Annotated in this window: 8 protein-coding genes; 7 read left to right on the top strand and 1 reads right to left on the bottom strand. The window is 72.7% G+C overall.

Annotated features, from left to right (window positions below; translation table 11 throughout):
- Positions 1 to 20: 20 nt before the first annotated feature.
- Positions 21 to 1,790, bottom strand: coding sequence for a BTAD domain-containing putative transcriptional regulator (locus tag ACFY2X_RS02515; RefSeq protein ID WP_389931314.1), 1,770 nt, complete (start codon positions 1,788 to 1,790; stop codon positions 21 to 23).
- Between the two features lie 305 nt (positions 1,791 to 2,095).
- Between ACFY2X_RS02515 and ACFY2X_RS02510 the strand changes: the two genes are divergently transcribed.
- Genes ACFY2X_RS02510 through ACFY2X_RS02480 form a run of 7 tightly spaced genes read left to right on the top strand, consistent with a single transcriptional unit; the run spans position 2,096 to position 22,083 of the window.
- On the top strand, positions 2,096 to 5,590 hold the full coding sequence (locus tag ACFY2X_RS02510; RefSeq protein ID WP_389931312.1) for an amino acid adenylation domain-containing protein: 3,495 nt from the start codon (positions 2,096 to 2,098) through the stop codon (positions 5,588 to 5,590).
- Positions 5,587 to 6,351 carry a thioesterase II family protein gene (locus ACFY2X_RS02505; RefSeq protein ID WP_389931309.1) on the top strand — a complete coding sequence of 255 codons (765 nt, stop codon included), beginning with the start codon at positions 5,587 to 5,589 and terminating at the stop codon, positions 6,349 to 6,351. The genes ACFY2X_RS02510 and ACFY2X_RS02505 overlap by 4 nt, the downstream gene beginning before the upstream one ends.
- Positions 6,348 to 8,624, top strand: coding sequence for a lantibiotic dehydratase (locus tag ACFY2X_RS02500; protein ID WP_389931307.1), 2,277 nt, complete (start codon positions 6,348 to 6,350; stop codon positions 8,622 to 8,624). The genes ACFY2X_RS02505 and ACFY2X_RS02500 overlap by 4 nt, the downstream gene beginning before the upstream one ends.
- A complete protein-coding gene (locus ACFY2X_RS02495; protein WP_389931306.1) occupies positions 8,621 to 10,906 on the top strand; it encodes a lantibiotic dehydratase in 2,286 nt (761 codons plus the stop codon). Before ACFY2X_RS02500 ends, ACFY2X_RS02495 begins: the two co-directional genes overlap by 4 nt.
- On the top strand, positions 10,903 to 13,179 hold the full coding sequence (locus ACFY2X_RS02490) for a lantibiotic dehydratase (protein WP_389931303.1): 2,277 nt from the start codon (positions 10,903 to 10,905) through the stop codon (positions 13,177 to 13,179). Before ACFY2X_RS02495 ends, ACFY2X_RS02490 begins: the two co-directional genes overlap by 4 nt.
- Positions 13,176 to 16,688, top strand: a complete 3,513-nt coding sequence (locus ACFY2X_RS02485) for an amino acid adenylation domain-containing protein (protein WP_389931301.1) — start codon at positions 13,176 to 13,178, stop codon at positions 16,686 to 16,688. Before ACFY2X_RS02490 ends, ACFY2X_RS02485 begins: the two co-directional genes overlap by 4 nt.
- Complete coding sequence (locus ACFY2X_RS02480; RefSeq protein ID WP_389931298.1) at positions 16,678 to 22,083, top strand: SDR family NAD(P)-dependent oxidoreductase; 5,406 nt, start codon at positions 16,678 to 16,680, stop codon at positions 22,081 to 22,083. Before ACFY2X_RS02485 ends, ACFY2X_RS02480 begins: the two co-directional genes overlap by 11 nt.
- Positions 22,084 to 22,095 lie beyond the last annotated feature (12 nt).

Genomic DNA, 22,095 nt, shown 5'->3' with positions numbered 1-22,095 from the left:
CCGGCGCCCCGGCCGGTGCCCTACCGCTGCCTCGGGGGCTGGGCCGCGTCCGGGTAGAGGACGAACAGCCGGGCCAGGGCGTCGAGGCGGTAGCGGATCTCCCCGGCCAGGCCGGCGTCGGCCACCAGGGCGAACCGGGTTTCGATCAGGGCGTCCAGGTGGTCCCCGGCAACGGTGTGGTCCAGGCCGCAGACGGCGGCGACGGTGCCGATCGAGAAATCGACCGGTCCCAGCCTGGTCAGCCGTGCCAGCGTCTGCCGGGCAGGCTCCTTTATCCGTGCGTAGCTCTGCCGCAGACCGTCGCGTACGGCCAGGTCCGCGATGCTCAACTCGTCCAGGCGGCGGTGTTCGTCACGGAGCAGGGCGACCAGGCTCGCGATCGGCCAGTGGGGGCGGGCGACCAGCCGAGCGCCGCAGATGCGCACCGCCAAGGGCAGCCTGCCGCACAACTGGACCAGCTCGGCGGCGGCGTCGGGTTCGGTGGTCACCCGCTCGTGCCCGGCGATGGTCGCCAGAAGCTGGACGGCGTGATCGAGGTTGAACCGGTCGATGTCCACGATTCTCGCGCCGTGGACACCCACCAGCCGGGGTCGGCTGGTGATGAGGACCGAGCACGTCGACGAGCCGGGGAGCAGCGGCCTCACCTGTGCTTCCCCCATGGCGTCGTCCAGCACGACGAGGATGCGGCGGCCGTTCATGAGACTGCGGTACAGGGCCGTGCGCTCGGCCAGGTCGTCCGGGACGGCGGCCTTGCCGACTCCGAGCGCCCGCAGGAACCGTCCGAGCACGCGAGCCGGGGATTCGGGGACGGTCGCGGTGCCGCGCAGGTCCGCGTAGAGCTGGCCGTCGGTGTACGCCGGTGTCAGCCGGTGCGCGACGTGCACGGCCAAGGCGGTCTTGCCCGCTCCGGCGGGACCGGTGATGTTCGCGACCAGCGCGGCCGGCCGCGTCGGATCGTCCAGCAACCCGCCCAGGTGGTCGAGGAGCATGGTGGTCGCCTTGTCGCGCCCCGTGAAGTCGGCGATGTCGGCGGGGATCTGGTGGGGCACGACCGGACTTCTCCATCCCACGCCATGCGACCGCTCGACCCCGCCGATCGGCTGGTGGGGGTCCTGGGAGAGCACGGCGAGGTAGGCGCGCTGCGCGTCCGCGCTGGGCGCGACGCCCAGCTCGTCGGCCAGCCGGGACCTCAGCTGCTCATACTCCATGAGTGCCTCGGCGGGCCGTCCGCAGGCGGCGTACAGCTCGATCAGGCGCGCGTGCAGCGGCTCGTCGAACGGCCGGGCCCGGGCCAAGGCGCGGGTCCTCTGCAGCAGCAGGTCGGGAGCCTGGAGCGAGATGGCGAGGGCGGCCAGCCGCTGCAGGCACATGGCGTGGTCGTCCTCCAGGGCTCGTACCGCGGAGTCCTCCCGCACCTCGCCGGGGGCGCCGTCCAGCACGGGGCCTCGCCACTGCTCAAGCGCGTTCATCAGGGCGGCCATGCGCTGGTGGGGGTCGAGGTCGGCGGTGTCGGAATTGGCGACCAGTGCGGCGCGGAACCGGGCGGCGTCGATGAACCGGTCCGACAGTCGTAGCCGGTAGCCACCGTCGACGTGCTCGATGCCGGCGATCCCGTCGGCCTTGTCGCGTAACCAGGACCGCAACCGTGACACGGCGGTACGCAGGGCGATCGTGCTGCCGACGCCGTGGCCCCAGACCTGCTCCAGCAGCCGTCCTTCGGGGATGACCTCGCCGTTGTGGAGCAGCAGGACGGACAGGAGCATGCGGGGATGGCGTGCCGGTAAGGCCACCGTAACTCCATCGACGCAGAAGCGGAGCGGTCCAAGGATCTGAAAGTCGTAATCAGGAACAGTCCTATCAATAGTCATGCCTGTTCCCCTGTTTAGGCCCTCGTGAGTTCGTCACGAAAAGGTCACGTCTAGACAGATATAGCCGCGATTGCGAGCAGTGCAATCTTACGGCTAATGCGCAGAAATGTCCGGCCCCTAACGTTCCCTGTGTCAGCGAGCCGCGAGTCGCGCCACACCGAGTAAGACGAGATGGCGCGAAGTAACGGCGGATCCAGATGGTGAGCAAGATGCGGGAATTCCGGTAAATGCAACACATTGTAGTCAACCGATTCCTCGATGTTGTAAATGACAATTCCGACCGCTTCGCGGTGTATACGGATGATTCATCGGTCACTTACGCGGAGCTGGCTCTCGCCGCAGGGGGGATCCAAGAGCTCGTCACCGCGGCGGGGGGCCGCGCGGGAGCCCGTGTCGGTCTGCTGACCGGCCACAACGTGTCGATCATCGCCGCGGTCATGGGGACCCTGTTCTCCGGTTGCGTCTATGTCCCGCTGGACCCGTCGTATCCGGTGCCGCGGCTGGCCTACATGCTCGACGACGCCGATGTGGCCGTGCTGGTCACCACCCGCAGGCACGAGACGCTCGCCCGGACCCTCCTCGGGGACCGGTCCTGCGAGCTCGTCTTCGTCGAGGACGCGACCCCGACGACGCCGGTGGCCGCCGGGTCGATCGAGCCGGACAACCTGGCCTACCTGCGCTACACCTCTGGATCCACCGGCGTACCCAAGGGGGTGGCCCAGAGTCACCGCAACCTGATGCACTGCGTCGGCAACCAGATCGAAAGCCTGTCGATCACCTCCGAGGACCGGCTCAGCCTGCTCGCCTCGGTCAGCTTCGACGCCTCCATACCGGACATCTACCCCGCGCTGCTGACCGGCGCGGCCGTGGTGCCGATCGACGTCCGCTCTCTCGGACCGGGCGAGCTGGTGCGTCGCCTGGCCGACCTGGGGGTGACCGTCTACCACTCCACCCCGACGCTCTACCGGTACGTGCTCGACGCGCTGGGGCCGGACGGACGGCTGCCCTCGGTGCGCACCGTGCTGCTGGGCGGCGAGCGGGTGACCAGGTCCGACGTGGTCGCGGGCCGGGGACGCTTCGCCGATGCCTGCCGGTTCGTGAACGGGTACGGAGCCACCGAGGCCACCTTCGTGGCCCACTACAAAACCTCCTTCGACGAGCCGGACGCTGGCCCGCTGGTGCCGATCGGCCGTGCGCTGCCGGGCTACGAGGTGGTGCTGCTGAACGCCGGCGCCGGTGAAGGTGAGATCGCCATCCGCAGCCCGCATCTGGCGCTGGGGTACTGGCGGGATCCGGAGCGCACCGCCGAACGGTTCACCACCGACGGCGACGGCAGGCGGGTCTACCGCACCGGAGACCTCGGACGTGAGCTGCCCGACGGCACGCTGGTCTGCCTGGGCAGGCTGGACCGGCAGATCAAGGTGCGCGGGTTCCGCGTCGAGCCGGCCGAGGTGGAGGCGCACCTGACGAGCCAGCCGGGAGTGGCCAGGGCCGTGGTCACCCTCGCGGGTGACAGGCTCGTCGCCCACGTCCAGCCTTCCGGAGAGGCCGTCCTGGATCCGGCCGCGATGCGGCGGACCGCGGCCGAGACCCTCCCGGACTATCTGGTGCCCGCGGCGATCGTGGTGCTCGACGTGATGCCGCTCACCCCGACCGGCAAGGTGGACGTCCGGGCCCTGCCCGCGCCGGGTCCGTCCCGCGCCGGTGAACGGCCGGTCACGCCCGCCGAGATCACGGTGCACGACGCGTGGTGCGACGTGCTCGGCGTGGACCAGATCGGCGTGACCGAACCGTTCTTCGACGCGGGCGGCCACTCCCTGCTCCTCGGACGGCTCCAGCAGCGGCTGGCCGACGCGTTCGGGACGCCGGTGCCGATGATGACGCTGTTCGAGCACACCACGGTGCGGGCCCAGGCCCGAGCCCTGTCCGCTCCGGCCGGCACGGGGTCCCTCGGTGCGGGCGCCACGTCGGCCTCCGGCACGCCGTCTGTCCGGCCGGTGGCCGCGGCAGCCCCCGGCACCGGCGAGTTCGACGACCTCGACGACCTCGACCGTCACATCGCGGTGGTCGGCCTGGCGTGCCGGTTCCCCGGCGCACCCGACCCGGCCGCGTTCTGGTCCGTGCTGTCCGACGGGGTGGACGCCATCCGGGACTACTCGGACGCGGAGCTTCGCGAGCTGGGCATCGGGGAGGCGCTGCTCGCCGACCCCGCACATGTGAAAGCCGGCGGGAAGCTGGACGCGGTGGAGGACTTCGACGCGGAGTTCTTCGGATTCACCGCCGAGGAGGCGGCCCGCACCGACCCGCAGCACCGGCTGTTCCTGGAGACGGCCTGGGAGGCGCTGGAGGACGCCGGGTGTGACCCGGAACGGTTCGACGGCCAGATCGGCGTGTTCACCTCCACCTCGGCCAACCGGTACTTCCTGTTCCACCTGTTCGGCAACCCCGCCGCCGGCACGCCGGACGACCCCGACGACTGGGAGGGGCGGATCCTGCCCCACCAGCGCTCCGACCACCTGCCGGGACAGGTCGCCTACCGGCTCGGCCTGACAGGCCCGGCGCTCGCAGTGCAGACCGCCTGCTCCAGCTCCCTGGTCGCGGTGTGCCTGGCCGCCCAGAATCTCGCCGACCACCGCTGCGACCTCGCACTCGCCGGCGGTGTCACCGTCACCTGGCCTCGTCACCGGCACACCCCCGGAGGAATGGTCTCCCCAGACGGCCGATGCCGCGCGTTCGACGCCGCGGCCAACGGCTCGGGGTTCTCAAGCGGGAGCGGCGTGGTGGCGCTGAAGCGGCTCGCCGACGCCGTGGCCGACGGCGACCACGTGTACGCCGTGATTCCCGGATGGGCGATCGGCAACGACGGCGCCGCCCGAGCCGGCTTCGCCGTACCGGGCCTGGCCGGGCAGGTGGCCACGGTGACCGAGGCCCTCGGCGACGCGGGGATCTCTCCCGACGAGATCGGCATGGTGGAGGCACACGGCAGCGGAACGCCGCTGGGAGACGCCATCGAGGTGGAGGCGCTGACCCGGGCCTTCCGGGCGGCCGGTGCGCGGAGCACCGGATACTGCGCGCTGGGCGCGGTCAAGACCAACATCGGCCACACGGACGCCGCCGCCGGAATCGCGGGGTTCATCAAGGCGGTCCTGTCGGTACGGCACGGGCAGATCCCCGGCAACCTGCACCTCGACTCGCCCAACCCGCAGCTCGGCCTGGACAGCGGGCCGTTCTACCTGCCCGCCAAGACGGCGCACTGGCCGGACGGCCGCCGGCGCGTGGCCGGGGTCAGCGCGATCGGCATCGGCGGCACGGGCGCCCACGTCCTGGTGGCCGAGGCGCCGCAGCCGCGGGCCACGGCACCCGCCGCCGAGGGCCGGTACCTGTTCCCCGTCTCCGCCCGCTCCCCCCAGGCCCTCCGCGCCGCGATCGTACGGCTGCGCGACCACCTCGCCGCCAACCCGCATCTGTCGCCGGCCGACGTGGCGCACACCCTGACGGCCGGACGCCGTTCCTTCGCCCACCGGGTCGTCGTGGAGTGCGGCAGCCTCGCCGAGGCGATCGCGGCGCTCGACCCCGACCGGCTGGTACCCCAGGCCGGCACGCCGGAGACGCCGGAGCCGCTGCCTTCCGGCGCCGCCGCCCCAGGGCGGCGGGTGCCGCTGCCGACCTATCCCTTCCAACGGCAGCGTTACTGGATCGACCCGCCGGGAGGCACCCGATGACCACCTTGACAGCCCGCTGGTTCCGGTGCCCGCGACCGCTGCCACACGCGGAGCTCCGGCTGTTCTGCCTGCCGTACGCCGGTGCGGGCGCGGGTGTGTTCCATCCCTGGCCGGCCGCCCTCGCGCCGGACGTGGAGGTGCTGGGCGTCCAGTTGCCGGGCAGGGAGAACCGGATCGTGGAACCGGCCGAGATCGACCTGGTCGAGCTGGCCGCCGCGATCGCCGACGCCGCGGTGGCCGACGGCCGCCCCTACGCGCTGTACGGGCACTCGCTGGGCGCGCGGCTCGCGTTCGAGGCCGTACGGCAGCTGCGCCGTACCGGCGCGCCCCTGCCCGCGCGGCTGTACGTGGGCGCCGCCCGCGCGCCGCACCTGCACGGGTCCGGCGCGTTCGACGGGCTCTCCCGCGTCTCCGACGACGAGCTGGTGGCCCGGGTCGTGGCCGGGGGCGGCGTGCCCGAGGCGGTCGCCGACGAACCGGAGCTGCTGGAGCTGCTGATACCGACGCTGCGGGCGGACTTCACCTGGCTGGACGACTACGTGCACCAGCCCGAGCCGCCGCTGCCGGTGCCGATCGTGGCCTTCGCCGGCTCGCTCGACCATGCCGTTCCGGTGGAGCAGGTGGCCGACTGGGAGCGGCACACCACCGCCGGCTTCGTCCTGCACCGCCTCGACGGCGGCCATTTCTTCCTCCAGGATCGTCTGGCGGATCTGACCGCCCTCCTGAAAGCGGATCTCGTGACCGCGGGCGGTACGCGGTGACCAAAGTGAAGCTGGGCGAGACCGGCTGGTCGGTGTGGTCGGACGCGTTGCTGCGCACCGCCGGCTTCCCCGCCGACGGGCTGGAGGCGTTCGCCGCGCCCTCGGCCGCGAGCGCCGCCGACGACCTTCTCGCCGGTCGAGGGCCGGCCGAGGTGTTCGACAAGGCATTGGCCGACGCGGTCGCCGCCGGGGCCGGGAAGATCTGCGAGATCGCCGCCGACCCGCTTTTCCGTGAGGCCGTCACCTGGCAGAACCCCGGGGTGCTCGTCACCCTCGACAGCCTGCTCAAGAGCGGACCCGGCGCGAGCCGCGACTCGCGCCGCCGGGGACGCGAGCGGGCGGTGATCCGTTACTGGCAGCGGTACTGCGCCAAGAACGAGACCATCGGCTTCTTCGGACCCGCCTGCTGGATCGTTCTCGATCCGGACACCGAGCGGGCGGTGGACGTCCGGGTCGGGTCCGGTCTGCTGCGCGAGCGCCGGGTGTTCCTCGAGGGCTGGGCGATGGCCGCCTACGCCGATCATCTGGCCGCCGACCAGCAGATCCGGCGCTGGTGGCCGCCGTCGTTGCTGCCGCATCTCACCGTGCGGGAACGGCAGCTGCTGCGCCCGATGCAGCCGCCCCTGGCCCTGTCCCCGATCGAGGCCGAGGTGCTGGCCCGTTGTGACGGGCGCACTCCGGCTATGGATGTGGTGGCCGGGCTGGCCCGTCCCGAGGACGGTTACCTCCTGCTCGAGCGGCTGGTGGAGCGCGAGCTCATCACCTGGGACGCCGCCCTGCCCGTCGATCTCACCGCCGAGGAAGCACTCCGCGCCCGCATCGCCGCGATCGGTGACGCCGGTCTCCGGGAGCAGGCTCTGGCGGGGCTGGACCGGTTGTGCGTGGCCCGTGACGCCGTCTCGGCCGCGGCGGGTGACCCCGGGGCGTTGAAGAGCGCCCTGGCCGGGCTGGATGCGGAGTTCACCGCGCTGACCGGTGCCGCACCGCGGCGTCGCGACGGGCAGATGTATGCCGGCCGTACCCTCTGCTACGAGGACACCGCCCGCGACCTCGACGTCACCATCGGCGCGGCCCTCGTGAACGATCTGACGGCGCCGCTGGGCATCATCCTCACCACCGCCCGCTGGCTGACCGCCGAACTCGCCGGCGCCTACGCGACGGCGTTGCGCGAGCTGTACGACGACCTGCGGGAGGACACCGGCGCCCCGGTGAGCCTGGCCGACCTGATGTCGCTGGCCCAGGGATTGTTCTGGAGCGAAGGGCGGCGTCCCGCGGACGACGTCGCCGAGGAGTTCACGCGGCGCTGGGAGAGCCTGTTCGGCCTGGAAGAAGGCGGCACCCGTGTCCAGTTGTCCGCCGCGGACCTGGCCGAAGCGGTCGCCCGGCTCTTCCCCGCCGGGCGGCCCGGCTGGTCCACCGCCCGGTTGCACAGCCCTGACCTGCAGATCTGCGCCACTGACGTCGAGGCGATCAACCGCGGCGACTACCAGGTGGTCCTCGGCGAGTTGCACGCGGCCTGGCCGACGTTCGACTGCAACGTCTTCACGATCTGGCATCCCGAGGCCGACCGGCTGCGGGACGAGCTGTCCGCCGATCTCGGCGAGCACCGGGTCCGGCTGCTCTTCCCCGCCACCTGGCCCCGGAGAGGAGGACGGGGAGGAGAGGCGCTGATCGGCACTACCGATCGGCTGCTGGGGTTCGCCGCGGCACCGTGCGCCGACCCCGGCCGGCTGCTGCCCGCCACCTCGGTCACCGTCTCGGACGAGAACGGCGACCTGGTCGCCACGGCACTCGACGGGCACCGGTGGCCGCTGATCGAGATGTTCGCCGGGATGCTCAACGTGCTCGCCGTCGACGCGTTCAAGCTCACCACCCCCGCCGCGCACGCTCCCCGCATCACCATCGACCGGCTGGTCATCACCCGGGAGACCTGGCGCACCACCGTGGCCGAGACGGGACTGGCCACCGTCATGAAGGAACGCGAGCGCTATCTCGCCACCCGTGCCTGGCGCGGCCGTCTCAACCTGCCCGACCAGGTCTTCATCAAGATCGGCACCGAAGTGAAGCCCTGCTATTTCGACCTGACCAGCCCTCACTACACCGATGCCCTGTGCACCATGCTCCGCGCCGCGGGACCTGGCACGTCCGTGACGATCAGTGAGGCCCTGCCCACCCCCGACCAGGCCTGGGTCCCCGACCACGACGGCAACCGCTACTTCAGCGAGCTCCGTCTGCAGATCATCGACCCCAACACCGCAGGCGGTGCGCGATGACGAAAGTGAAGCTGGGCGAGACCGGCTGGTCGGTGTGGTCGGACGCGCTGCTGCGCACCACCGGCTTCCCCGCCGACGGGCTGGGGGCCTTCGCCGCGCCCTCGGCCGCGAGCGCCGCCGACGATCTTCTCGCCGGTCGAGGTCAGACCGAGGTGTTCGACAAGGCGCTGGCCGACGCGATCGCCGCCGGAGCCGAGCAGGTCCACCGGATCGCCGCCGACCCGCTTTTCCGCGAGGCCGTCACCTGGCAGAACCCCGGCGTTCTCGTCGCCCTGGACGGGATCGTCGCCGGTGGCCCCGACGCCCCTCGCAACGTGCGCCGCCGGGACCGTGAGCGGGCCGTGGTCCGTTACTGGCAGCGGTACTGCGCCAAGAACGAGACCATCGGTTTCTTCGGGCCCATCTGCTGGATGAACGTCGGCCCGGACACCGAGCGGGCGGTGGACGTCCGGGTCGGGTCCGGTCTGCTGCGCGAGCGCCGGGTGTTCTTCGAGGGCTGGGTGATCACCGCCTACGCCGATCATCTGGCCACTGACCAGCAGATTCGGCGCTGGTGGCCGCCGGTGCTGCTGCCGCATCTCACCGTGCGGGAGCGGCAGTTGCTGCGCCCGTTGCAGCCGCCGCTGACCCTGTCCCCGATCGAGGCCGAGGTGCTGGCCCGTTGTGACGGGCGCACTCCGGCTATGGATGTGGTGGCCGGGCTGGCCCGTCCCGAGGACGGTTACCTCCTGCTCGAGCGGCTGGTGGAGCGTGAGCTTCTCACCTGGGACGCCGCCCTGCCCGTCGGCCACGACGCCGAACGGGTTCTGCGTGCCCGCATCGCCGCGATCGGTGACGCCGGTCTCCGGGAGCAGGCTCTGGCGGGGCTGGACCGGTTGTGCGCGGCGCGTGACGCCGTCTCGGCCGCGGCGGGTGATCCCGGGGCGTTGAAGAGTGCCCTGGCCGGGTTGGATGAGGAGTTCACCGCGTTGACCGGCGCCGCGCCGCGGCGTCGCGACGGGCAGATGTATGCCGGCCGTACCCTCTGCTACGAGGACACCGCCCGCGACCTCGACGTCACCATCGGCGCGGCCCTCCTGGACACCGTCGCGGCGCCGCTGGACATCATCCTCACCACCGCCCGCTGGCTGACCGCCGAACTCGCCGGCGCGGGCGAGACGATCCTGCGCGAGCTGTACGACGAGCTGCGGGAGGACGGCGACGGCCCGGTCCGCCTGGCCGACCTGTGGTACCTCGCCCAGGGACTGCTGTTCACCCCGGGTGCGGGCCCGTTCCGCGCGGTGTCGGAGGATTTCACCCGGCGCTGGGCCGAACTGATCGGTGTACGGCCCGCGGCTGAGGGCGGTGCCCGTGTCCAGTTGTCCGCCGCGGACCTGGCCGAAGCGGTCGCCCGGCTCTTCCCCGCCGGGCGGCCCGGCTGGTCCACCGCCCGGTTGCACAGTCCCGACCTGCAGATCTGCGCCACCGATGTCGAGGCGATCAACCGCGGCGACTACCAGGCGGTCCTCGGCGAGCTGCACCCGGCGTGGACGCCGTTCGACAGCGCGCTGTTCAGCCCGTTCCACCCGGACCCCGATCGGCTGCGCGCCCACTACGACCTCGATCTGGGACCGGACCGGATCCGGATCCTGTATCCGGAGGACTACCCCCGCAACACCAGCCGCGCCGGTTATGGCCTGGCCGGCCCCGGTGACCGGCAGCTGGGCGTCGACAGGGCCCGGGGCGCCGACCCCGACCGGCTGCTGCCCGCCACCTCGGTCACCGTCTCCGACGAGGACGGCACGCTGGTCGCCACGGCGCCCGACGGGCACCGGTGGCCGCTGATCGAGATGTTCGCCGGGATGCTCAGCACACAGCTGATGGACGCGTTCAAGCTCGCTCTGCCCGTCCCGCACGCGCCCCGGATCACCATCGACCGGCTGGTCATCGCCCGGGAGACCTGGCGCACCACCGTCGCCGAGACGGGACTGGCCGCCATCACCAACGAGCGCGAGCGCTACCTCGCCACCCGCGCCTGGCGCGGCCGTCTCAACCTGCCCGACCAGGTCTTCATCAAGATCGGCACCGAAGTGAAACCCTGCTACTTCGACCTGACCAGCCCCCACTACGTCGGCGTCCTGTGCACCATGCTCCGCACCGCCGGAGACGACGTGTCCGTCGTCATCGGCGAGGCCCTGCCCACCCCCGACCAGGCCTGGGTCCCCGACCACGACGGCAACCGCTACTTCAGCGAGTTCCGTCTGCAGCTCACCGACTCCGTGGCCGCGGGCGGTGCGCGGTGACGAAAGTGAAGCTGGGCGAGACCGGCTGGTCGGTGTGGTCGGACGCGTTGCTGCGCACCACCGGCTTCCCCGCCGACGGGCTGGAGGCGTTCGCCGCGCCCTCGGCCGCGAGCGCCGCCGACGATCTTCTCGCCGGTCGAGGCCCGGCCGAGGTGTTCGACAAGGCGCTGGCCGACGCGATCGCCGCCGGAGCCGGGAAGATCTGCGAGATCGCCGCCGACCCGCTTTTCCGCGAGGCCGTCACCTGGCAGAACCCCGGCGTTCTCATCGCGCTCGACGGCCTGCTCAACGGAGGCCCCGACGCCCCTCGCAACGTGCGCCGCCGGGACCGTGAGCGGGCCGTGGTCCGCTACTGGCAGCGGTACTGCGCCAAGAACGAGACCATCGGCTTCTTCGGACCCGTCTGCTGGATCAACGTCGGCCCGGACACCGAGCAGGCGATGGAGGTTCGCGTCGGCTCCGGGTTGCTCCGTGAACGCCGGGTGTTCCTCGAGGGCTGGGCGATGGCCGCCTATGCCGATCATCTGGCCGCCGACCAGCAGATTCGGCGCTGGTGGCCGCCGTCGTTGCCGCCGCATCTCACCGTGCGGGAGCGACAGTTGCTGCGCCCGATGCAGCCGCCGCTGACCCTGTCCCCGGCCGAAGCCGAGGTGCTGGCCCGTTGCGACGGCCGCACCCCCGCCATCCAGGTCGTCGCCGGGCTGGCTCGCCCCGAGGACGGCTACCTGCTGCTCGAGCGGCTGGTGGAGCGTGAGCTTCTCACCTGGGACGCGGCCCTGCCCATCGGCCGTGACGCCGAGGAGGTTCTGCGCGCCCGCATCGCCGCGATCGACGATCTCGGCCTTCGGCAGGAGGCTCTGGCGGGGCTGGACCGGTTGTGCGCGGCGCGTGACGCCGTCTCGGCCGCGGCGGGTGATCCCGGGGCGTTGAAGAGTGCCCTGGCCGGGTTGGATGAGGAGTTCACCGCGTTGACCGGCGCCGCGCCGCGGCGTCGCGACGGGCAGATGTATGCCGGCCGTACCCTCTGCTACGAGGACACCGCCCGCGACCTCGACGTCACCATCGGCAAGGCCCTCGTGAACGACCTCGCGGCGCCTCTCGCCATCACGCTGACCGCCGCCCGCTGGCTGACCGCGGCGCTGGCCGGCGCCTATGGAACGGCGTTGCGCGAGCTGTACGACGACCTGCGGGAGGACACCGGCGCCCCGGTGAGCCTGGCCGACCTGATGTTGCTGGCCCAGGGGGTGTTCTGGGGCGAAGGGCGGCGTCCCGCGGACGACGTCGCCGAGGAGTTCACGCGGCGCTGGGAGAGCCTGTTCGGGCTGGAGGAGAACAGCGCCCGTGTCCAGTTGTCCGCCGCGGACCTGGCCGAAGCGGTGGCCCGGCTCTTTCCCGCCGAACGGCCCGGCTGGTCCATCGCCCGGTTGCACAGCCCTGACCTGCAGATCTGCGCCACCGATGTCGAGGCGATCAACCGCGGCGACTACCAGGTGGTCCTCGGCGAATTGCACGCGGCCTGGCCGACGTTCGACTCTGACATCTTCACCGCCTGGCATCCCGAGGTCGACCGGCTGAGGGACGAGCTGTCCGCCGACGTCGGCGAGCACCGGGTCCGGCTGCTGCACCCCGCCACCTGGCCCCGGCACACGGGACGGGGCGCGGCGTCCCTGATCGGTGTCACCGACCGGCTGCTGGGGTTCGCCGCGGCACCGGGCGCCGACCCCGGCCGGCTGCTGCCCGCCACCTCGGTCACCGTCTCCGAGGAGGACGGCGACCTGATCGCCACCGCGTCCGACGGACGCCGGTGGCCGCTGATCGAGATGTTCGCCGGGATGCTCAACGGGCTCGCCGTCGACGCGTTCAAGCTCACCACGCCCGCGCCCCATGTCCCCCGGATCACCATCGACCGGCTGGTCATCGCCCGGGAGACCTGGCGCACCACCGTCGCCGAGACGGGACTGGCCGCCATCACCAACGAGCGCGAGCGCTACCTCGCCACCCGCGCCTGGCGCGGCCGTCTCAACCTGCCCGACCAGGTCTTCATCAAGATCGGCACCGAAGTGAAACCCTGCTACTTCGACCTGACCAGCCCCCACTACGTCGGCGTCCTGTGCACCATGCTCCGCACCGCCGGAGACGACGTGTCCGTCGTCATCGGGGAGGCCCTGCCCACCCCCGACCAGGCCTGGGTCCCCGACCACGACGGCAACCGCTACTTCAGCGAGCTCCGTCTGCAGATCACCGACCCCAACACCGTAGGCGGTGCGCGATGAACGACCACCTGCCCCCTCCCGAGGCGACCGTCGCCGACCTCATCATGGCGCGGGCCCGTGCCGTGCCGGACGCGATCGCGGTCGCCCAGTGGGACGAGAAGATCACATATCGCGAGCTGGTCGGCCGTGCCGCGGCGCTCTCCGCCCAGCTCGGCGCGCTCGGCGTCGGGCCGGAGACCCGGGTCGGGATCTGCATGGAGCGGCGGCCCGCCGTGGTGGTCGCGATCCTCGGCGTGCTGCTGTCCGGCGGCTGCTACGTGCCGCTGGACCCGGCCGGTCCGCGACTGCGGCTGCGGGACATGGCCGCCGACGCCGGTCTGGAGATCGTGGTGGCGGACCAGGCGGGAGCGGAAGCGGCCGGCGAGGTGGGTCTGCGGTGCGTCGCCGTACCCGACCTGACCGAACCCGCCGACCTGTCCGCCGTGCCCGCCTGCCCGGCCACACCGGACAACCTCGCCTACGTGCTGTACACCTCCGGCTCCACCGGCCGGCCCAAGGGTGTGCTCGTCACCCACCGCAACCTGGTCGGTTACGTCATCACGTGCGCCACGACCACCGGGGCCGACCAGACCACCCGCGCGTTGGGGGTCTCGTCCCTCGGGTTCGACGCCTCGATCATCGACTTGTTCGTGCCGCTGGCCGTCGGCGGGGCACTGCAGCTGGCCGGCGACGCCGACCGCGCCGACCCGGCCAGGCTGCAGCGTTTCGTCGCCGAGCACCGGGTCACCTGGGGGGTCATCACCCCGGCCGTGCTGTCCCTGCTCGACCCCGTCACACTGCCCGAATGGCGCCTGGTGATGTGCGGTGGCGACGTGGTGCCGCCCGCGCTGGTCAACCGGTGGGCGACACCGGGCCGCCGGTTCATCGACATCTACGGGCCCACCGAGACCACGGTGGTGACCGTCACCAGTGAGCCGACCGCGCCGCAGACCACGCCGGTGCCGATCGGCCGCCCGACACCCGGTCACCGCTGCTACGTCGTCGACGACCAGTTCAACCTGGTCGAGCCCGGGGCCGAAGGCGAGCTGCTGATCGGCGGTCCCGGTGTGACCCGCGGTTACCTGAACAGGCCCGCGCTGACCGCCGGATCGTTCGTGCCCGACCCGTTCTCCGGAGAGGCGGGCGCGCGGCTCTACCGGACCGGGGACATCGTGCGGTACGCCGACGACGGGCAGCTCCTCTACCTGGGCCGCCGCGACGGGCAGATCAAGATCCGCGGTCAGCGGGTCGAGCTCGGCGAGATCGCGTCCGTCCTGGAGGAGCACCCGGCGGTGGTGCAGGCGGCCGTGGCAGCGGTGCCACGGCCCGGCGGCGGCCTGGAACTGGTCGCGTTCCTCACGCCGGAAACCGCCCCCGCCGACCTGGGGTACGCGGTCTCACGGCTCACTGCCGCGATGCTGCCGGGGCGTGTGCTGCGCCTGCCCGAGCTGCCGCTCAACGCCTCCGGCAAGGTGGACAGGGCCAGGCTGCGGGAGCTGGCCGCGGAGGAACGCCCGGCCGACGACTCACCGGAAGGGGAGACGCCCACCGAACGGGCGCTCGCGGCGATGTGGCGGCGCCTCGGCGTCGGCGCCGACTTCTTCGCGAGCGGAGGCGATTCGATCACCGCGATGCGGCTGGTCGCCGCCGCCCGCGACGAACTGGGCCTGGACGTGTCGGTGGAGGACGTGTTCGCCGGCCGTACCCTGCCGGAGATCGCCGAACGGTTCGACAAGGCCGCCCGGCTGCCGGGGCCGGAACTCACCCTCGGCAACCCGCCGACCCTGGCTCCGCCGCAGCGCCGCCTGTGGTTCCTGGACCAGCTGGCGCCCGAGGCCGCGCCGTACAACATCGCTCTCGCCGAGAGGCTGCGCGGGCCCCTGGAGGTGCCGGCGTTGCGCACGGCGTTGCGGGCCGTCGCCGAGCGGCACGCGGTCCTGCGCTGGCGGATCCGGCAGGAGTCCGGTGTGCCGTACGCCGTCTGCGAGCCGCCGCCCGACGTGGACCTGACCGTGGTGGACCTGAGCGGGTACGGCCAGGCGCAGCAGGACGCGCAGCTGCGCACCCGGCTGGCGGCCGGTGCGTCCGCGCCGTTCGACCTGGCGAACGGCTCCCCCTGGAGGGCGTGGCTGTACGTGCTGGGTCCCGGCGAGCACGTGCTGGCGCTGACCCTGCACCACGCGGTGTTCGACGGCTGGTCTCGGGACACGCTCTACACCGATCTCTCCGCCGCCTACGCGAGCGCCGTCACCGGCCGGCCGACGGACCTCCCGCCGCTGCGGGCGTCGTACGCCGACTACGCGGTCTGGCGGGCCGAGCGGGACCGCCGCGACGGCGACGCGGATCTGGCCTGGTGGGCCGAGCACCTGGGCGGGGCGCCCACCGTGCTGGACCTGCCCCGTGACCGGCCCCGCCCGGCCGTGCAGACCTACCACGGCGCCGAGGCCCGCGTGCTCCTGTCACCGGCCGCCGACGCCGCGGTCCGCGCGCTCGCCGCCGACCTCGGGGTGACTCCGGCGGGGGTGCTGCTGGCCGGCCTCGGCCAGCTGCTCCACAGGCTCACCGGCACGGCCGACCAGGTGATCGGCGCGGTCATCGCCGACCGGCGGGTGGCCGCCTTCGACGACCTGGTCGGGTTCTTCATCGATATGGTCCCGCTGCGGCTGCGGACGGACCGCCACGCCGACTTCGCCACCCACGTACGGCGATGCGCCCGCGAGCTGCTGAACATCGCCGCGCACCCGGCGGCGCCGCTGGAGCGTGTGGTCGAGGAGCTCGGCATCCGCAGGGACCCCTCCCGCGCCCCGCTGGTGCAGGTCATGTTCAACGTGTTGAACCTCGCCGAGCCCCGGCTGGACCTGCCCGGGCTGAGCAGCGAGACGATCGAGGTCGACAAGCCGGGGTCGCCGTTCGACCTGACCGTGTACGTGGCGGAACGGGACGGCAGATTCTCCGTCGAGGTCGTCTACAACCCCGACCTGTTCGACGCCACCAGGGTCGACGCGATGCTCACCGACTACGTGAACGCGGTCGGCGCGCTGGTCGCCGACCCGGCCACCCCGGTGGACGCGGTCGCCCTGCCCGAACGGGTCTCACCGGACAGCGCGCCCGGTGCCATGCGGGTCGCCGACCCGGTGGCGGCGCCGTCCGAGAGCCAGGGCACCGGGTCGGCCGCCACCGAGAAGCTGATCGCCGCCATCTGGTGTGAGGTCCTGGAACGGGACGGCGTCGGCCCCGACGACAACTTCTTCGACATCGGCGGTCACTCGCTGGCCCTCGCCGCCGTGCACGCCCGCCTGCGTGCCCGGCTCGGCCGCGAACTGCGGATGGTGGACCTGTTCCGCTATCCGAACATCCGCTCCCTCGCCGCCTACCTCGACGCTCAGGCAAGCGGCACCGCGGACAACTCCCAAGACGGCAATTCAGAACTCGCCCGCGCGATCTCACGAGCCGAGGCGCGGCGCAACCGCACCCGACGCACACGACGCGTCCACAGCACCATCGGACAGGAGAACGACCATGACCAGTGACGTCACCGACGAGGGCGTCGAGCCGATCGCCATCGTGGGGATGGCCGCCCGGGTTCCGGGCGCCGCCGACATCAACGAGTTCTGGCGCAACCTGGTCGACGGCGTCGAGTCGATCAGCACCTTCACCCGCGAGGAGCAGATAGCGAGGGGCGTGTCCGAAGAGGACGTGGACGACCCGAGCTGGGTGTCGAAGGCGCCCTACGTGGAGGGTTACGACCAGTTCGACGCCGGGCTGTTCGGCCTGACCGCGCGGGAGGCGGAGATCCTCAACCCGCAGCACCGGCTGTTCCTGGAGTCGTGCTACACCGCGCTGAACGACGCCGGAACCGACCCGGCGCGCTACGACGGCGCCATCGGCGTCTACGCGGGCACCGGAGGCAACCAGTACCTCTGGGAGAACCTCGTCCGCAACAAGCGGGTGTGGGAGACCCGCCACGGCATCGGGCTCGCCACCGCCAACTCGCCGAACTACGTGGCCACCACCGTGTCGTACCGGCTGAACCTGCGCGGGCCCAGCCTGACCCTCCACACCGCCTGCTCCACCTCGCTGGTCGCGCTTCACCTGGCCTGCGAGGCGCTGCGCAATGGTGAGTGCGACATGGCCCTGGCGGGCGGGGTGAACGTGGAACACCCGCCGGCCACCGGATACATCGGGGTGGAGGGGTTCACCTCTCCCGACGGCCACTGCCGGCCGTTCGACGCCGACGCGAACGGCACCGTCTGGGGCAGCGGCGTCGGCGTCGCCGTACTCAAGCGGCTTGAGGACGCCATCGCCGACGGCGACCACATCCGCGCGGTGGTGCGGGGCAACGCGATCAACAACGACGGCGCCGGAAAGGTCGGCTTCTCAGCCCCCAGCGTCGACGGGCAGGCCGCCGCGGTCGCGCAGGCGCTCGGGCTCGCCGCGATCGACCCGCGCACGATCGGCTACGTCGAGGCGCACGGCACCGGCACCGCGCTGGGCGACCCGATCGAGGTCACCGCGCTGTCCACGGTGTACACGCAGAACACGCAGGACCGCGGCTGGTGCGGCATCGGCTCCGTGAAGTCCAACATCGGCCACCTCAGCCAGGCCGCGGGCATCATCAGCCTGATCAAGGCGGTGATGGCCCTGGAGCACGGGCTGATCCCGCCGACGATCAACTATGAGCGCCCCAACCCGGCGATCGACTTCGACGACACCCCGTTCTACGTGGCGTCCACGCTCAGCAAGTGGGAGGCGGACGGCGGTCCCCGGCGCGCCGCGGTGAGCTCCTTCGGCATCGGCGGAACCAACGCGCACGTGGTCCTGGAGGAGGCGCCCCGCGCCGAGGCGGACTCCCTTCCCTCGCGGCCCGCGCACCTGCTGCAGGTGTCCGCCAAGACCGCGACCGCGCTGGACACGGCGGTGGAGCGGCTCGCCGAGCACCTGGCGGCCAACGACGGCCTCGACCTCGCCGACGTGGCCCACACGCTGCGGGTGGGCCGGTTGGAGTACCCGCACCGGGCCGCGGTGGTGGCCACCGACCGGGCCGACGCGGTCGCCGCGCTGCGGGACCGCAAGCGCCGCCGTAAGGGAGAGGCCGGTGCCGCCTCCCCGGCGGTGGCCTTCCTGTTCTCCGGACAGGGCGCGCAGTACGCCGGCATGGGCGCGGAGCTGTACCGGACGGAGCCGGTGTTCGCCGCCGCCGTCGACGAGTGCGCGAGCCTGCTCACCGAGCATCTCGGCCTCGACCTGCGCGAGCTGATGTTCGGCACCGCGCCCGACGCCGAGGAGACGCTCCGGCAGACGCGCTACACCCAGCCGGCGCTGTTCACGGTGGAGTACGCGCTGGCTCAGCTGTGGCAGAGCTGGGGAGTACGGCCGGCCGAGATGATCGGCCACTCCATCGGCGAGTACGTCGCCGCGACCGTCGCCGGGGTCTTCACCCTGGCCGACGCGGTGCGGCTGGTAGCCGCCCGCGGCGCGCTGATGCAGTCCATGCCGCCGGGCGCGATGCTCGCCGTCCAGCAGGACGAGTCGGCGTTGGCCGGCCGGCTGCCGGACGGGGTGTCGGTGGCGACCGTCAACGGCCCCGGCACCTGCGTGGTGGCCGGCCCCACGGACGCGATCGAGGCGTTCGCCGAGACGCTGAAGGCCGAGAAGGTGGGCTGCAAGGCCCTGCGCACGTCGCACGCGTTCCACTCGCCGATGATGGAGCCGATCCTCGCGGAGTTCACCGCGCTGGTCGCCTCGGTGCCGCGCCAGGCCCCGCGCCTGCCGTTCTGGTCCAACGTCACCGGTCAGCCCATCACCGCCGAGCAGGCGACGGACCCGGCGTACTGGGCCGGCCACCTGCGGCAGCCGGTCAGGTTCGGCGCCTGCGTCGCCGGGCTGTTCGCCGCGCACGGCGACACGCCGCCGCTGCTGGTGGAGTGCGGTCCCGGACGGCAGCTGGCCGGCCTGGCCAGGATGCAACTGCCCAAGGGAGCGCCCGCGCCGCTGCCCAGCCTCCCCGGACCCGGGGAGAGGGCCGGGGACGTCGTCACGATCTACGACGCGGCGGGCACGCTGTGGGCCGCCGGAGCGCCGCTGGCCACGAGCTTCGGCGTGGCGGGTCACCGGGTGCCGCTGCCGGCCTACCCGTTCGAGCGCCGACGCTACTGGATCGACGCCGATCCGGTCGACCAGGCCGCCGTCACCCCGGTCCGGCGCAGCGGCCCGCTGCCGCTGGCCGACTGGTTCGCGGTGCCCACCTGGCGCCAGGCCGCCCCGGACACCCGGCGGACCGGCCTCGGCGACTGCCTGGTGCTGGCCGACGGGCCTCGCGGGGACGAGCTCGTCGCGGAACTGCGCGCCCAGGGCGCCACCGTGCGGGTGGCCGGCATCGGCGACTACGAGTCGCTGCTCGCCGACGGCGTCCCCGCCAGGATCGTGCACGCCCTGGCGCTGGACGGCCTGCCCGCGGACGGCGAGATCGCCGCCACCTGGGACGCGCAGGAGCGGGGCTTCTTCAGCCTGCTGAGCCTGGTCCAGGCCCTGGCCGGCGCGGGAGTGACCGACGGGGTCCACCTCGACGTGGTGTCGTCGGGCACCACGGACGCCCAGGGCGACCTGATCCGTCCCGAGCACGCCACCCTCGCCGGCATCGTCAGGGTGGTCCCGCTGGAACTGCCCGGCCTGACCGTCCGCCACATCGACGCCGACCCGAAGACGGGCGCCGCGCAGACGGCCGACCTCGTCGACGAGCTGCTGCGGCCCGCCGACGAGGCGGAGGTGACGCTGCGCGGCGGCCGCCGCTGGGTCACCGACTACACCCAGGTGCCCCTGAAGGAGGAGCCCGAGGGCCGTCCGGTGGTCCGCGAGGAGGGCCGGTACCTGATCACCGGTGGAATCGGCGGAATCGGCATCACCCTCGCCGAGGATTTCGCGCGCCGCGCCCGCGCCCGGCTGGCGCTGCTCAGCCGTGGCGGCCTGCCGCCGCGTGAGGAGTGGGACACCCACCTGGCGGTGCACGGCGGCACCGACAGGACGGGCCGGGCCATCCTCGCGATCCGGCGGATGGAGCAGGCCGGGGCCCAGGTGCTCGTGCTGGCCGCGGACGTCACCGACCCGGCCGAGCTGACCGCGGTGCGCAAGCAGATCGACGCCGAGTTCGGCGGGCTGGACGGCATCGTGCACGCCGCCGGTCTGCCCGGTGGCGGCATGGCCGAGGTGAAGGACCGCGCCGCGGCCACCGCCGTACTGGCACCCAAGATCGCGGGAACCCTCGCCCTGACGCAGGCCTTCGGCGACCTCCCGCTCGACTGGGTGGCGCTCTGCTCCTCGGTGACCTCGGTGGTCGGCGGCTTCGGGCAGGTCGACTACTGCGCGGCCAACAACTTCCTCGACGCCTACGCCCGCGGCGCCCACGGGTGGCGCGCGCCGGTCGTCTCGCAGAACTGGGGTGGCTGGACCGAGGTCGGCATGGCCGTCGAGGTGTCCGCGCCCGACGGGTTCCGCGCCGCCCGAGGCGGGGTGGCCGAAGCGGTGGACCACCCGGTCCTCTCCACCCGGGTGACCGGCCAGAACGGGGAAGCCGAGTGCCACGGGCTGGTGTCCGCCACCACGCACTGGCTGCTCGACGAGCACCGCATCGGCGAGGTGCCGGTGGTGCCCGGAACCGGCCACCTGGAGTCGGCCCGGGCCGCCGTGGCCGCGTGCCTGCCCGCCCCGGACGCCGACCACGTCGTGGAACTGCGGGACGTGGCGTTCCTGGAGCCGTTCTCCGTCCCGGACGGGAGCACCGCGCAGTACCGGGTGGAGCTGACCACCACGCCGGACGGTGTCGACTTCCAGGTGGTGAGCCGTACGGCGGGCCGCTCCGCCACGCACGTGCGCGGCTCGGCCGCGTGGGTCCGCCCCGAGCCGGCCGCGGAGGTGGACGCCCAGCCGATCGTGGCCCGCTGCCGGCCGAGCTCCGCGCATGAGGCCGCGCGCGAGGCCGAACGCGAGACCGGCCGCACCAGCATGCTCACCTTCGGCCCCCGCTGGGACGCGCTGGGCGAGCACCACGTGAGCCCGGACGAGGAACTCGCCAGGATCGTCGCGCCCGAGGCCGCCATGGCCGACCTGGACCGCTGGGTGCTGCACCCGGCGCTGCTCGACGTGGCGACCGCGTTCGGCGAGGGGCGCGGGGAGGGCAGCTACCTGCCGCTCTCCTACGGCAGGGTGCTGGTCCGCGGGGCGTTGCCCGCGCGGTTCTGGAGCCACCTGCGCTACGCCGACGGCGGTGACGACGTGGTCTCGGCTGACCTGACGCTGTTCGACGAGGACGGCCGGGTGCTGGTGGAGATCGGCGACTTCGTGCTGCGCCGGGTGAACCGCGACGCGGTCGCCGGTGACCTCGCCGCCGCCCCCTCCGCCGCGACCGGGGAGGCCGCCGCGGCGACCGCGCCGGTCGCGGGCGGGATCGCCCCCGTGGACGGTGCCGAGGCGTTCCGCCGGGTGCTGGCCGCGCGCCTCGGCCCCCAGGTCGTGATCAACCCGCTGCCGGTGGCCGAACTCGCCGAACGGGCCAGGGCCAGGACCACCGACACCATCGCGGGGGACACCGAGGCGGAGGAGCGCCTCGGGTCCGATGCGGCGGGAGACGACCACGCCGTGCCTCGCAACGAGCTGGAGGCGACCATCGCGCGGGTGTGGAGCGACGGCCTCGGCGTGTCGCGGGTCGGCATCGACGACGACTTCTTCGAGCTCGGCGGTAACTCCCTGATCGCGGTGCAGCTCATCGCCGCCCTGCGCAAGGCCGTCGGCGTGAAGCTGCCGATGCGCAGCCTGTTCGAGTCTCCGACCGTGGCCGAGCTCGCGGTCGTCGTGGAACGGCTGCGGGCCGCCGACGGCGACGCCGAGCAGTCCCGTCCGGCCACCACCATTCCCAAGCTGGACCGTAAATGAACGAGGCAGGAA

The organism is Streptosporangium sp. NPDC000396 (assembly GCF_042898655.1).
Taxonomy (GTDB): Bacteria; Actinomycetota; Actinomycetes; order Streptosporangiales; family Streptosporangiaceae; genus Streptosporangium.
Note: the sequence above shows the minus strand (reverse complement) of the source record. Positions and strands in the feature narration are given on the sequence as shown.

Bases quoted from the DNA above. Each gene is read 5' to 3' on its own strand.
- ACFY2X_RS02510 (WP_389931312.1), top strand. From the start codon at position 2,096: ATGCAACACATTGTAGTCAACCGATTCCTCGATGTTGTAAATGACAAT.
- ACFY2X_RS02505 (WP_389931309.1), top strand. From the start codon at position 5,587: ATGACCACCTTGACAGCCCGCTGGTTCCGGTGCCCGCGACCGCTGCCA.
- ACFY2X_RS02495 (WP_389931306.1), top strand. From the start codon at position 8,621: ATGACGAAAGTGAAGCTGGGCGAGACCGGCTGGTCGGTGTGGTCGGAC.
- ACFY2X_RS02485 (WP_389931301.1), top strand. From the start codon at position 13,176: ATGAACGACCACCTGCCCCCTCCCGAGGCGACCGTCGCCGACCTCATC.
- ACFY2X_RS02480 (WP_389931298.1), top strand. From the start codon at position 16,678: ATGACCAGTGACGTCACCGACGAGGGCGTCGAGCCGATCGCCATCGTG.